This window comes from Streptomyces sp. SCSIO 75703 (genome assembly GCF_036607905.1).
Taxonomy (GTDB): Bacteria; Actinomycetota; Actinomycetes; order Streptomycetales; family Streptomycetaceae; genus Streptomyces.
On sequence record NZ_CP144555.1, the window covers coordinates 5625030 to 5637683 of the forward strand.

Below are 12654 nucleotides of genomic sequence, written 5' to 3' on the forward strand. Positions count from 1 at the left end.
ATATGACGCACGACCTGGTCGCCTCCCTGGGCCCGCTGCTCACCGCGGAGGTCTCGGCCGAGGCATATGCCGCCGGGGCCGAGCCCGGCGACCTCGAACAGGCGGTGTGGCTCCGCCTCCTGGAACGGCTCAGCGCCCACGGCCCGCCCCGCGACCCGCACCGCTGGCTGCGCAGCGCCGTCCGCTTCGAGGCCCGCCGCACCCGCCGCACCGCCCGCGCCGAGCGGCCCTACGCGCGCGAGCCCTCCGACGCCGCCGACCCCGGCCCCGAACAGCTCGCCCTCGCCGCCGCCCGCCACCGCGCCCTGCGCGAGGCGGTGGCGCGGCTGCCCGGCCGCTGCCCCCGGCTGCTGGAGGCGCTGTTCTCCCCGCGGGACCTCACCTACCGGGAGATCGCCGGGGAGTTGGGTATCTCACAGGGCAGCCTCGGTCCGGAACGTTCCCGATGTCTGGGATGTCTGCGGAGATCGCTGACCCCGGAGGTTGCGGCCCGCTGAGGCGGGGGATAGGAGTGGGGGACCCACAGGTGATCAGGTGAGCGGGAGGCATGCGCACATGGGCATGAGCGTGACCATCTCGGCGGCGACCGACGAGGATGCCGAGCAGATCTTCCGGTTGCAGTACCTCTGCTTCCAGAGCGAGGCGGCGCTGTACGGCAACTACCGCATCGACCCGCTCGTCCAGAGCCTGGACTCCGTCCGCGCCGAGGTCGCCGGCGACTGCGTCGTCGTGGCGCGGCTCGGCGACGAGGTGATCGGCGCGGTGCGCGGCCGGGTCTCCGAGGACGGCGCCGCCTCCATCGGCAAGCTCTGCGTCCACCCCCGCCTCCAGGGCCACGGCATCGGCGCCCGGCTGCTGCGCGCCGCCGAGGCGGCCCTCGCGGGCGAGCGCGGCGCCAAGCGGTTCCGGCTGCACACCGGGCACCGCAGCGAGGGCCACCTGCGGCTCTACCGGCGTGTGGGGTACGAGCGGGTCGGCACCGCGCAGGGCGACGACGGCGTGCCGATGATCGTGCTGGAGAAGCCGGCGGAGGCGTACGCGGCCACCGCCTGAGCGGCGCCTGCCTGAGCGGCGCCGCCGGGCCGGTTCGTACACCCACGCCGGAGCCCCCGTCGTACGCGGCGAGGGATCGGTTTCGCTGCACGACGGGGGCGGCTGGGGAGGCAGACGCCGACCGGGGGGGCGACGGCTTGGGGAGTCAGCCCTTGGCGGGTGCCCTCTCGGCCGGGGCGGGCGCCGCGGTCTCCTCGCGTGGCGGGCGTGGCACGGCGAGGGCGGCGAGCAGGCCCACCACCGGGAAGGCGGCGGAGACCAGGAACGCCGCGCCGTACCCGTCCACCAGGGCGGCCGGCGAGGTGGCGTCGGCGCCTGAGTGGGAGGCGGCCACCACGGCCAGCGCGGCGAGCCCCAGCGCGCCGCCCACCTGGCGGCTGGTGTTCAGCAGACCGGACACCAGCCCTGCCTGCTGCCCGGGCACACCCGTGGTGGCGGCCACGGTCATCGACGCGGACACCAGCCCCTGGCCGACGCCGAGCAGCAGGGTGGGTCCGAACAGGTCGACGGCGAAGTCCGCCTCGGCGTCGGCGAAGGACAGCCACACCAGCCCGACCGCCGACAGGGCCAGCCCCACCAGCAGGATCGACCGCGCGCCGAACCGGCCGATGTGCCCGGCGATCCCGCGCGCCGCCACGAACATGCCGACGGCCAGCGGGAGATAGGCGAGGCCGGTGTGCAGGGGGCTATACCCCAGGCCCAGCTGGAGCAGCAGGGTGAACAGGTAGAACGTGCCCCACAGCGCCGCGCTGCTGGTCAGCGCGACGATGTTGCCGGCCGAAACCGAGCGGTTGCGGAACACTGACAGCGGCACCAGCGGATGGGCGGCCAGCTTGGCCTCGTTGAGCATGAACAGGCCGAGCAGGACCACCGCCGCGGCGAGCACGCCCAGCACCGTGCCGGAGCCCCAGCCCTCGTCCAACGAGAGCACCAGGCCGTAGGCGAGGGCGACCAGGCCCAGGGTGATGGTGACCGCGCCCGGCGTGTCCACCCGGGACTGCGCCCCGGGGTTGCGGACCTCGGTGACGGCACGGAGCACGCAGACGATCAGGACCACGCCGACGGGCACGTTGATGAGCAGGATCCACCGCCAGGAGATCCACTCGGTGATGGCCCCGCCCAGCAGCACGCCGACCGCGCCGCCCGCCGCGGCGACCGCGCTCCACATCCCGAACGCCTTCGCCCGTTGTTTGCTGTCCGTGAAGGAAGTGAAGATCACGGTCAGGGTGGCGGGAGCGAGCACGGCGGCGCCAAGGCCCTGGATGGCCCGGGCGGTGAGAAGGGTGGCGGCGTTGGTGGCGAGTCCGCCGATCAGGCTGGTGACGGTGAACACCGCCAGTCCGCCGAGGAACGCGGCCCGCCGGCCGAAGAGGTCCGCGAGGCGCCCGCCGAGCAGCAGGAAGCCGGCGAAGGTGATCGTGTAGGCGTTGATCACCCACTGAAGGGACTCTGTGTCGAAACGCAGTGCTTCCTTGATGGACGGGAGCGCGACGTTCACCACGGAGGCGTCCAGGACGACGAGGAACTGCCCGGCGCAACAGACGAACAGCACGAGGCCGAGCCTGACGTTCGGGGGCGAGGGGGAGGCGTCGCTGCGGTCCGCGCTCATGGCAAAACACTCCTGAAACTCAGGTCCGGTGTGCTACTCGGCGACGCTAGAGGCCATTTAGGACAGGTGGGGTCCTGTATCGGCCGTGCTGCGGAGGGGCAGCCGGGCCTCTTGAATCGGGGCCTCGGTCTGGATGAGGATCCGTCCGGGGCAGCCCGCGCGAGTTGACTGCCGCAAATCGGGGCGGTGCGCCGCCCGTCTACACGGGGAGAGCATGTGGATCGAAAGAGTCGGCGTAGGCCGACGCGGCCTTCTCCATTCGCAGGGCGGCGTGCGATGTGGCGACCGTGACGTCCCGCCAGTTCCGCTGCGGCGCGCCGCCCCGGTTCTGCGCGGCGGTGCCCGCGGCCCGCATCAGGCCGTCCACGGCCTCGCGCAGCAGACTGGCCGTGAAGGCGCTGTCGCGGGCGTTGCGCAGCGCGTGCACCCGGTCCTCGCCGGCGTCCAGGACCGTGGCCAGCCGTTCCACCAGCAGAGCGGCGGTGTCCACCGCGGCCGCCGCCCCGGTCAGCGTCACGTCCAGCGCGGCGCTGCCGCCGCCCGTCCGCTTCCCGGCGACCGTGGTCACACAGGCCGACAGGGCGGAACGGGCCGTGCCCAGCACCGGGGCCAGACAGGTCAGGCCGCCCACGGCGGGCAGCGGCACGTTGTGCTGGACGCTGTCCGACATCCGGTTGGACCCGCCCAGCACCTCCGGCAGCGGCACCGTGCGGTGCTCGGGGACGAACACGTCGTCCAACACCACCGCGTGGCTGCCGGTGGCGCGCATGCCCACCGCGTCCCAGGTCCGCTCCACGGCGAAGTCGGTGCGGGGCACCGCGTGGAACAGCGGCGGCGCAGCGTCCGGGCCGGGCTGCGGGCCTGCCAGCAGCGCCCAGTCGGCGAACTCGGAACCGCTCACATAGGTCCACCGGCCGGTCAGCCGGTAGCCGCCCTCGACGCGGCGCGAGCGGCCGGCCGGCACCAGGCCCGGCACCCACAGCGGGTCGGGACCGTCCGCCCAGACCTCCTCCTGCGCCCGCACCGGCAGATGGGTGGCGAAGCGCGCGGTGTAGGCGAACATGGAGCCGACCCAGGCGGCGGAGGCGCAGGAGCGTCCCAGCGTCACCAGGACGCCGGTCAGCTCCGTGAAGGTACCGTCGGAGCCGCCCCAGCGGGCCGGGACGAAGTGCCGCGGCAGGCCGGAGTCGGACAGCGCGGCGACCAGGCCGGCGCAGAGGACCCCGGTGCGGTCAGCCTCCTCGGCGGCCAGCGAGGCGAGCTTGTCGGCCTGCCCGGACAGCCGTCCGGCGGGGAATGCGTGTGTCACGTGATGTCTCTCCTCGGGGTGAGCGGCGGACGGCTCTCGGCGCGGGGCTCGTCACCAGGAGACGGGCAGCTCCCGCACCCCGAAGACCAGCCCGCCCTGGCGGTAGTCGAGCTCCTCGAACGGCACCGCCAAGCGCAGAGCGGGCAGGCGGCGCAACAGCGTGGTCCAGGTGAGTTCCAGCTCGACCCTGGCGATGTCCGAGCCCAGGCAGAGGTGGCGGCCGTGGCCGAAGGCGAGGTGGTCGCGGGTGCCGCCGGTGATGTCCAGCTCGTCGGGGCGCTCGAAGACCGCCCCGTCCCGGTTGGCCGCAGCGGTCGACGGATGGACGCCCTCGCCAGGCTTCACCGCCACTTGGCCGATCTCCAGCCCCTCCACCGTCACCCGCGCCGTCGTCAGATCGGTGACGTTGAGGAACGGCAGCAGTTCCTCCACCACCTGCGGCGCCAACTCAGGCTGTTTCCGCCCTGCTGCTCGACCGGTCCGCCGTCCGCCTCGTCCTGATGCGCAGCACCGTCCACCTGGTCACCGCCGACGACTGCCGCTGGTTGCGCCCCACCGTGCAGCCCAGCGTCGACCGGGCGGTGGGCCCGCGGGGCTGGCGGAAGCTGGAAGGAGTCGAGCCGGCCGAGCTGGCGGCCACCGGACGAGCCTGGCTGGACGAGGCGCCGCGCAGCGCGGCCGAGCTGAACGAGCTGCTGGGCGAGCGGTGGCCCGGCCTGGACCGGTCCCTGCTGGGGCGGGCGCTGCGTGCCGTGGTGCCCATGGTGCAGATCCCGCCGCGCGGGGTGTGGGGGCGCTCCGGACAGCCGGTGTACGCGACCGCCGCGACCTGGCTGTCAGGCCCCCCGGACCCGGTCGCTGACCCGGAGTTGCTGGTGCGCCGCTACCTCGCCGCCTTCGGGCCGGCCTCGGTGGCCGACCTGCAGCTGTGGTCCGGGCTGACCCGCCTTCAGCAGACCGTTGACGTCCTGCGCCGCGAGCTGCTGGTCCTCTCCGACGACGCCGGGACCGAACTGTTCGACCTTCCCGACGCCCCGCGCCCGGAGCCGGACACCCCTGCCCTGGTGCGCTTCCTGGCCGAGTTCGACAACGCGGTGCTCTCGCACGCCGACCGGTCCCGGATCATCGCCCCCCAGGACCAACAGCGGATCACGACCAAGAACGCGCTGATCCTCGGCACTGTCCTGGTCGACGGCTTCGTCCGCGGTAGCTGGCGTACGGAGAAGAGCGGTCGGACCACCCGTCTGGTCGTCACCCCGTTCGCCGCCCTGTCCGCCCGGGAGCGCGAGGAGGTGGAGCGCGAGGGTGCCGCCCTGCTGGACTTCCTGCCGCCCCGCGCTGGGGACCGGGACGTGGTGATCCTGCCGGCTGCGGGGTCCTGAGACGCACGGACACCGCCGCCCCGGCGGGCGCCCCTGGGGCCGACTGCTCGTCCAGCTTGATCTTCACTTGCTGGTTGTGGTCTGCCTACCAGACGACCACGCCTGCGACGTCAACCCTCAAGGCGAGAAGCCAAGCGGGCACGACGTCGCCGAGAGCCCTGGCCTGCTTCTCGAGACGACTCTCCTGGACACCCTGGCACAAGGACTCGACCCAGACCGCCAGCGATGGACCACCCTCCTGTGTTCCGCAACCGACCCAGCGGTATCCGACGCGACCCGGACGCATCGCTCACGCATGGACGGCCATCTGGCGGACCTGGTGACAACCGACTCCGAGCGGCAGGTCGAACCTGGGATGACCGTCTTCGGCATCCGGCTCGGTCTTACCGTCCTTGACGCGCTCGATTCCGCTGATTCGCCCGCCGCGCACCGCATCGTCGATGAACTCCCACTCCCCATCCGTCAGTTGCACTCGGGTCATGGAGAACGACCTACCGGATCGGGCTCCGCCACGAGAGCAAGTCCCGCAGATTGATCCCAACGAAAGGCCCTAAGCCCCCCGGCGCCTGCGCAGCCAGTACAGGGCGGAGAGCGGCAGCAGCACCGGGATGAAGAGGTAGCCCATCCCGTACTCCGACCACACGGTCGCGTCCGGGAAGGCGGACGGCTCCACCAGGGTCCAGGTGCCGACCACCACGACGCCCACCAGTTCGGCGGCGCAGCACACCACCGCCGCCTTGCGGGTCGTCTCCCCGCCGCGCACCAGGGTGTAGGTGATGAAGCCGTAGACGAGTCCGGCCAGCGCCGAGAGCGTGTAGGCGAGCGGCGCCCGGTCGAACTCGGTGGCGATCTGGTAGGCGGAGCGCGAGACGGCGCCGACCACCATGACCCCGTAGAGCCAGACCAGCAGGATGCCGGGCCCGCCGCTCAGCCGGGTCCGGGCCGGCTTCCGACCGGTCGCCACCATCTCAGCCTCCCCAGATGTCATACAGCCGCACCTCCAGCACGGCGAGGACGACACCGCCGGCGGCGACCGTCACCGAGCCCCAGCGGGTGCGCTCGGCCAGCGACATGAACGCCGCCGCCGGGACGCAGGCGAAGGCGCCCAGCAGGTACGCCACGAAGATCGCCGTGCCCTGCTCCGGCTGCTCGCCCCGCGCCAGTTGCACCACGCCGATCACGAGCTGGACCAGGGCCAGCACCGAGACCACGGCCATGCCGATGAAGTGCCAGTCCTTCGTCGGCTGGTCACGGTAGGCGGCCCAGCCGCACCAGGCGGCGAGCAGCAGCGCGGCGACGCCGGTCACCAGCGTCAGGACGTCAACCATGGCAGCGACCCTATTACGGCCCAAAAGGCCCCCCGCGCGCGACCCCGCCCGGAGCCGGGGAGCGGGGGCGCCCTCCCCGCCCGGCGGGGTTCCGCGGGCGCCGCCGTAGGGTCGGGGACATGAAGATCCACGCCCAGGCCCTCCTGTTCGACAACGACGGAACCCTCGTCTCCTCCCTCGAATCCGTGCGCCGCTGCTGGACGCGGTGGGCCGGCGAGTACGGGGTCACCGCGCAGGACTTCGCGCGCATCGAACTGCACGGGCGCACGGCCGCGGAGATCGCCGCCGACCTGCTGCCCGCCCACCTCGTGGAGCAGGCCGTGGCGCGGATCGAGGACCTGGAGGTCGAGGACGTGCCCCACGGCGGCGCCCGCCCCCTGCCGGGCACCCGCGAGGTCCTCGGCGCCCTGGCCGGCGGCACCGTCCCCTGGGCCGTCGTCACCTCGGCCACCCGGCGCCTGGCCGAGGCCCGCCTCCGCGCGGCCGGCATCAGCCCGACCACCCTCGTCACCGCCGCCGACATCACCCGCGGCAAGCCCGACCCCGAGCCCTACCTGCTCGGCGCCCGCGCGCTGGGCGTCGACCCGGCGGCCTGCGTGGTCTTCGAGGACGCCCCCGCCGGGCTCCGCTCGGGCAAGGCCGCCGGCATGACCACCGTGGCGTTGGCCACAACCCACCCGGCAGGCGACCTCGACGCCGACTTGGTGGTCGAGGACCTCTCGGCCCTGTCGGTGCTGGTCACCGACGCGGGCGTGGAGATATCCGTCCGGGACTGAGCCGTGCCCCGCCGGGCCCGGACACCGTCCACGTCTGTCCAGCATGCGGACAACGGTGTCCGCTCCCGGTCGCGGGTCTGCTTTACTGACCGCATGAGCACGACGAGCGACCGCACCCCCGCGACCGAGGCGATGATGACGCCCGGTGCTCGCCGTACGTGTCGAATGTGCGCCTGCTAGAGGGCCCCCGCACCACCTGAGACTCGCGCCCCGAAGCGAGCGACGGCCCCGGTCCGCCGCCGTGCACCGCAGCACGCCTGGCGGGACCACGCCCCGCGCACACGTTTCTCCCCCGGTCCACTCGCCACCGCGAGAACCGTGCCGCGTTCCGAAGCCCCCCGAAGAACAACGCCCCCGTGCCCGGCGCCACCTGACGCGCCGCGCACTCGAGAGTGACGGAAACCCACGTGATCACCACATCGGGCCTCACCAAGGTCTACCGCTCCGGAGGCCGCGAGGTCACCGCGCTGGACGGCGTCGACCTGCACGTCCGCGAGGGCGAGGTGTTCGGCGTCATCGGCCAGTCCGGCGCCGGCAAGTCCTCGCTCATCCGCTGCGTCAACCTGCTGGAGCGCCCCACCTCCGGCACGGTCACCGTCGCCGGCGAGGACCTCACCGCGCTCGCCGGCCGCGGTCCCCGGGCCGGCCGGGCGCTGCGGCAGGCGCGCAGCCGGATCGGCATGGTCTTCCAGCACTTCAACCTGCTCTCCTCGCGGACCGTGCGGGACAACGTGGAACTGCCCCTGGAGATCCTGGGCATCACGGGGAAGGAACGTTCCCGCAAGGCGCTGGCCCTCCTGGACCTGGTGGGGCTCGCCGACAAGGCCGCGTCCTACCCCGCCCAGCTCTCCGGCGGACAGAAGCAGCGCGTCGGCATCGCCCGCGCCCTGGCCGGGGACCCCAAGGTCCTCCTCTCCGACGAGGCCACCAGCGCCCTCGATCCGGAGACCACCCGCTCCATCCTCCAGTTGCTGCGCGACCTCAACCGGCAACTGGGACTGACCGTCCTGCTCATCACCCACGAGATGGACGTCGTCAAGAGCGTCTGCGACTCGGCCGCCCTCATGGAGAACGGCCGGATCGTCGAGTCCGGCACCGTCGGCGAACTCCTCGCCACCCCCGGCTCCGAACTGGCCTCCGCCCTCTTCCCGGTGGGCGGCGAGGCGAGCGCCGCCGACCGGACCGTCCTCGACGTCACCTTCCACGGCGAGGCCGCCACCCAGCCGGTCATCTCCCAGCTCGCCCGCACGTACAACATCGACATCTCCATCCTGGGCGCCGCCATCGACACCGTCGGCGGCCTCCAGATCGGCCGGATGCGCATCGAACTCCCCGGCCGCTACGAGGACAACGTCGTGCCCGTCGGCTTCCTGCGCGAACAGGGCCTCCAGATCGACGTCGTGGAGCCCGCCACCGAGCCGGTGCTCGTCAAGGAGAGTGCCAAGTGACCTGGTCCCAGATGCAGCCGCTGCTCGCCGAGGCCGGCCAGGAGACCCTGGTCATGGTCGGCTGGTCCACCCTGATCGCCGTCGCCGGCGGTCTCCCCCTCGGCATCCTGCTCGTCCTGACCGACAAGGGCGGCCTGCTCCAGAACGTCCTGGTGAACCGGGTCATCGGGCAGATCGTGAACATCGCCCGCTCGCTGCCGTTCATCATCCTCATGGTCGCCCTGATGAGCTTCACCCGCTGGGTCACCGGCACCACCATCGGCAGCAGCGCCGCCATCGTGCCGCTCGCCATCGGCGGCATCCCGTTCTTCGCCCGGCTCGTCGAGACCGCCGTCCGCGAGGTCGACCACGGGCTCGTCGAGGCCGTCCAGGCCATGGGCGGCAACACCTGGACCGTGGTCCGCAAGGTCCTCGTCCCCGAGGCGCTGCCCTCGCTCATCGCCTCCACCACCACGACGGTCATCGCCCTCATCGGCTACTCGGCCATGGCCGGCACCGTCGGCGGCGGCGGACTCGGCGACCTCGCCGTCCGCTACGGCTACCAGCGCTTCGACACCGGCCTCATGTGGGTCACCGTCGCGGTCCTCGCCGTCGCCATCTCCGCCATCCAGTTCGCCGGCGACTTCGCGGCCCGCGCCCTGCACCGCCGCGGGGCGGGCTCCTCGGCCGCCCCCGCGCTGCGGCTGCTGCGCCCCGGGAAGCCCGCCCCGGCCGACGCGGGCAAGGCCGCCTAGACCCCGCTTGCCCCCAGACCCCCCGGATCACCGAGACGGGGCCGCACCACCTCAGGAAAGGCACTTTTCGTGCGTAACACCGCCAAGATCACCACCGCCGTCCTCGCCGCCGGAGCCCTCACGCTGGGCCTCACCGCCTGCGGCTCCGACAAGGACTCCGCCTCCGACACCTCCGGCCCGCTGGTCGTCGCCGCGAGCCCCACCCCGCACGCCGAGATCCTCACCTTCGTCAAGGACAACCTGGCGAAGAAGGCCGGTCTCGACCTGGAGGTCAAGGAGTTCACCGACTACGTCACGCCGAACACGGCGACGGAGGACGGCTCGGTGGGCGCCAACTACTTCCAGACCCAGCCGTACCTCGACGACTTCAACAAGAAGAACGGCACCAACGTCGTCTCCGTCGTCGACGTGCACCTGGAGCCGCTCGGCCTCTACTCCAACAAGATCGAGAAGGCCGACGAGCTGAAGAGCGGCGCGACCGTCGCCGTCCCGAACGACACCGTCAACGAGGGCCGCGCCCTCCAGCTCCTCGCCGCCAACGGGCTCATCACCCTCAAGGACGGCGTCGGCACGGCGGCCACCCCGGCCGACATCACCGACAACCCGAAGAAGCTGAAGTTCAAGGAGCTGGAGGCCGCCCAGACGCCGCGCTCCCTGGACGACGTCGACGCCGCGGTCGTCAACGGCAACTACGCCATCGAGGCCGACCTCAAGCCGGCGAAGGACGCCCTCGTCCTGGAGTCCGCCGAGGGCAACCCGAACAGCAACCTCCTGGCCGTCAAGAAGGGCCGCGAGGACGACCCGCGCGTCAAGAAGCTCACCGAGCTGCTCACCTCGCCCGAGGTGAAGAAGTTCATCGAGGAGAAGTACGACGGCGCCGTCATCCCGTCCTTCTGATCCCGCCCGCCCCCCACGGGGTCCGCTCCGCCCCGGAGTGGACCCCGTGGTGTGGTTGCGTGCTTTCATGCTGCATGCTGGGCAGTTCGACAGTCCCTGACGGTCACACAGGTTACGGAGCGGCGCATGACGAGCACCTTCCCCACCATCTCCATCAGCACGGAGCGGTTGGTGCTGCGCCCCCTCGACGAGGACGACGTCCCCGCCCTCGCGGCGATGATGAACGACGAGCAGACCGGTGCCTGGACCGACGTCCCCCAGCCCTTCGGCGAACGGGACGCCCGGGTCTGGATCACCGAGGAGGCCCCCGCCGAACGCGTCGCCGGGCGCGGGCTCGACCTCGCCGTCACCGAGTTCCTCACCCAGCGCCTGGTCGGCGTCGTCCGCCTGGCCCACACCGACTGGCACGTCAGGTCCACCGAGCTGTCGTACATCGTCGCCCCCTGGGCCCGCGGCGAGGGCTACGCCGCCGAGGCCGCCCTCGCCGCCGCCCACTGGATCTTCGGCGACCAGAAGTTCGAGCGCATCGAGCTGCGCACCGCCGCCGACAACACCGCCGCCCAGCAGGTCGCCCAGAGGATCGGCTGCATCAGCGAGGGCGTCCTGCGCAACGCCTGCATAGCGCACGTCCGCGCCGAGGACGGCACCTGGGGCGACGTCCGCACCGACCTGATCGTCTGGAGCCTGCTCCCCGAGGACCTGGAAGGCGCCCCGGAGCAACTGGCCGACAGCGGTTTCACCACCTTCACCGACTGGAACTGACCTACGAGGGCCCCGGCGCCGCGGCCACGTCACGACGGCGGACCAGGTACCCTCACGGAGCCCCGCCCCTCGGGCGGCTCCGCGACCACGACCTGCGCGAACCCTGGAGACTGACGACGATGGCCGACCGGGTCACGGTGATCGGCTGGGACGGCTCGCCGCTGACCACGGCAGCCCGCGCCGCCCTCGGCGCCGCCACCCTGGTGGCAGGTGCCGCCCACCATCTGGCACTGCCGGAAGTGCCCCCCGCCGCCGAACGCGTCCGCCTCGGCAGCGTCGCCCTCGCCGCCCGCCGCATCGCCGCCCACCGCGGCACGGCCGTCGTCCTCGCCGACGGCGACCCCGGCTTCTTCGGCGTCGTACGGACCCTGCGCGCCCCCGAGTTCGGCCTGGAGGTCGAGGTCGTCCCCGCCGTCTCCTCGGTGGCCACCGCCTTCGCCCGCGCCGGCATGCCCTGGGACGACGCCCAGGTCGTCGTCGCCCACCCGCGCACCCTGCGCCGCGCCGTGAACGTGTGCCGCGCCCACCCCAAGGTCGCCGTCCTCACCTCCCCGGGCGCCGGCCCCGCCGAACTCGGCCTGCTGATGGAGGGCGTCCACCGCACCTTCGTCATCTGCGAGGAACTCGGCACCGACCGCGAACGCGTCACCGTCGTCACCTCCGACCGGGCCGCCGACCACACCTGGCGCGACCCCAACGTGGTCGTCGTCGCCGGCGGAACGCCGGGCCAGGCCCCCGCCGCCGACGGCTGGATCACCGGGCGCGACCCCGCCGCCGGACCCCGCGGCTGGTCGCTGCCGGCCGAGGCGTACGAGGGCCCCTTCGGCGAGGGCGAGACCGAACTGCTCCGCACCGCCCAGCTCGCCCGCCTCGGCCCGCGTCCGGGCGACCTCGTGTGGGACATCGGCTGCGGCAGCGGCGCCTTCGCCACCGAGTCCGCCCGCGCCGGGGCCGCCGTCATCGCCGTCGACCGCGACGTGCACGCCTGCGCCCGCACCGACGCCGCCGCCCGCCGCTTCGGCGTCCAGCTCCAGATCGTCCGCGGCACCGCCCCGCACGTCCTGGAGGACCTGCCCGAACCGGACGTCGTCCGCATCGGCGGCGGGGGCGCCCGGGTGGTCTCCGCGGTGGCCGACCGCCGCCCGCAGCGCATCGTCGCGCACGCCGCGACCCGGGACGACGCCGAACGCGTCGGCCGCGACCTGACCGAGCACGGATACCGCGTCGCGTGCGCGCTCCTCCAGTCCGTCGGACTCGACACCCGCGCCTGGACGGAGACGGAGCGGAGCGTGGTCTTCCTGCTCAGCGCGGAGATCCCCGGGCGCTGAGCGCCGCGTCGGCGGGCCGGCCGCCGGG

Annotated in this window: 14 protein-coding genes and 1 pseudogene; 9 read left to right on the plus strand and 6 right to left on the minus strand. The window is 73.0% G+C overall.

Translation table 11 applies throughout. From position 1 onward, the window contains the following. The first annotated feature begins 2 nt into the window (after positions 1-2). Together VM636_RS24775 and VM636_RS24780 are read left to right on the plus strand one after the other, a co-directional pair. Complete coding sequence (locus VM636_RS24775; protein ID WP_030418142.1) at positions 3-497, plus strand: sigma-70 family RNA polymerase sigma factor; 495 nt, start codon at positions 3-5, stop codon at positions 495-497. A gap of 58 nt (positions 498-555) precedes the next feature. Next, positions 556-1053 (plus strand): GNAT family N-acetyltransferase, encoded by a 498-nt coding sequence (locus VM636_RS24780; RefSeq protein ID WP_030418143.1) that lies wholly within the window; start codon positions 556-558, stop codon positions 1051-1053. A gap of 145 nt (positions 1054-1198) precedes the next feature. Here VM636_RS24780 and VM636_RS24785 read toward each other — a convergent pair whose 3' ends face one another. From VM636_RS24785 to VM636_RS24795, 3 genes and pseudogenes are all read right to left on the minus strand, one after another. Beyond that, a complete protein-coding gene (locus VM636_RS24785) occupies positions 1199-2662 on the minus strand; it encodes an MFS transporter (RefSeq protein ID WP_037857221.1) in 1464 nt (487 codons plus the stop codon). A 199-nt stretch (positions 2663-2861) separates the two neighbouring features. Further along, complete coding sequence (locus tag VM636_RS24790) at positions 2862-3971, minus strand: hydrolase (protein WP_338485774.1); 1110 nt, start codon at positions 3969-3971, stop codon at positions 2862-2864. 51 nt (positions 3972-4022) lie between these two features. Continuing rightward, a pseudogene (locus tag VM636_RS24795) lies at positions 4023-4421 on the minus strand (cytochrome P450); the annotation flags it as partial. A 50-nt stretch (positions 4422-4471) separates the two neighbouring features. Between VM636_RS24795 and VM636_RS24800 the strand changes: the two are divergent. Continuing rightward, positions 4472-5353: a winged helix DNA-binding domain-containing protein gene (locus tag VM636_RS24800; RefSeq protein WP_053913475.1), complete on the plus strand. Its 882-nt coding sequence runs from the start codon at positions 4472-4474 to the stop codon at positions 5351-5353. A 289-nt stretch (positions 5354-5642) separates the two neighbouring features. On the opposite strand, the gene VM636_RS24805 is transcribed toward VM636_RS24800, so the two are convergent. From VM636_RS24805 to VM636_RS24815, 3 genes are all read right to left on the minus strand, one after another. After that, positions 5643-5834 (minus strand): hypothetical protein, encoded by a 192-nt coding sequence (locus tag VM636_RS24805; RefSeq protein ID WP_030418147.1) that lies wholly within the window; start codon positions 5832-5834, stop codon positions 5643-5645. Positions 5835-5903: 69 nt separating this feature from the next. Beyond that, the gene (locus VM636_RS24810) at positions 5904-6320 is read right to left on the minus strand and encodes a hypothetical protein (protein ID WP_030418148.1); all 417 of its coding nucleotides are present in this window, start codon (positions 6318-6320) and stop codon (positions 5904-5906) included. 1 nt (position 6321) lies between these two features. Continuing rightward, positions 6322-6681 carry a hypothetical protein gene (locus tag VM636_RS24815; RefSeq protein ID WP_030418149.1) on the minus strand — a complete coding sequence of 120 codons (360 nt, stop codon included), beginning with the start codon at positions 6679-6681 and terminating at the stop codon, positions 6322-6324. 119 nt (positions 6682-6800) lie between these two features. On the opposite strand from VM636_RS24815, the gene VM636_RS24820 reads away from it, so the two are divergent. The 6 genes from VM636_RS24820 to cbiE all read left to right on the plus strand — a co-directional run bounded on the left by VM636_RS24820 (position 6801) and on the right by cbiE (position 12626). Further along, on the plus strand, positions 6801-7457 hold the full coding sequence (locus tag VM636_RS24820) for an HAD family hydrolase (protein ID WP_053913471.1): 657 nt from the start codon (positions 6801-6803) through the stop codon (positions 7455-7457). A 407-nt stretch (positions 7458-7864) separates the two neighbouring features. Next, positions 7865-8905, plus strand: coding sequence for an ATP-binding cassette domain-containing protein (locus tag VM636_RS24825; RefSeq protein WP_030418151.1), 1041 nt, complete (start codon positions 7865-7867; stop codon positions 8903-8905). After that, positions 8902-9639, plus strand: a complete 738-nt coding sequence (locus tag VM636_RS24830; RefSeq protein ID WP_030418152.1) for a methionine ABC transporter permease — start codon at positions 8902-8904, stop codon at positions 9637-9639. Before VM636_RS24825 ends, VM636_RS24830 begins: the two co-directional genes overlap by 4 nt. Before the next feature lie 69 nt (positions 9640-9708). Next, positions 9709-10536: a MetQ/NlpA family ABC transporter substrate-binding protein gene (locus tag VM636_RS24835; protein ID WP_030418153.1), complete on the plus strand. Its 828-nt coding sequence runs from the start codon at positions 9709-9711 to the stop codon at positions 10534-10536. A gap of 126 nt (positions 10537-10662) precedes the next feature. Continuing rightward, positions 10663-11298, plus strand: coding sequence for a GNAT family N-acetyltransferase (locus VM636_RS24840; RefSeq protein WP_030418154.1), 636 nt, complete (start codon positions 10663-10665; stop codon positions 11296-11298). A 119-nt stretch (positions 11299-11417) separates the two neighbouring features. Next, positions 11418-12626, plus strand: coding sequence for a precorrin-6y C5,15-methyltransferase (decarboxylating) subunit CbiE (cbiE, locus tag VM636_RS24845; protein WP_030418155.1), 1209 nt, complete (start codon positions 11418-11420; stop codon positions 12624-12626). Positions 12627-12654: the final 28 nt, after the last annotated feature.